The 329-nt window shown below is 59.0% G+C and carries 1 protein-coding gene; it reads right to left on the reverse strand.

What is annotated here, in order from left to right; all coding sequences use genetic code 11:
• The coding region (locus EII23_RS12695) for a recombinase family protein (protein WP_148091305.1) at positions 1–329 on the reverse strand (329 nt) is incomplete at both ends.

The raw sequence follows: 329 nt of genomic DNA on the forward strand, positions 1-329 counted from the left end.
TTCCGCATTTCCTCCACCTGTGCGGCGGAGAGTGAGGGCTTGCGCCCCGTGTATTTGCCTTGGGCTTTGGCCAGAGCAATGCCTTCCCGCTGGCGCTCCCGCAGCATTGCGCGTTCAAACTGCGCCACGGCTCCGACAATTTGAAGCTGAAGTTTTTGGAACGGGTCATCCTTGCCCGTGAAAGTCAGGTTTTCCGTATGGAAGCGGACGGTGACAGACTTTCGGTTCAAGTCTTCAATCAGGGTCAGGAGGTCTTGGAGGTTGCGGGCCAGCCTGTCGATGCTGTGGACGTGGAGAGTATCGCCCGCCCGCAGGAACTCCCGGCATTC

Source organism: Desulfovibrio sp. OH1186_COT-070 (genome assembly GCF_003860215.1).
Classification (GTDB): domain Bacteria; phylum Desulfobacterota; class Desulfovibrionia; order Desulfovibrionales; family Desulfovibrionaceae; genus Desulfovibrio.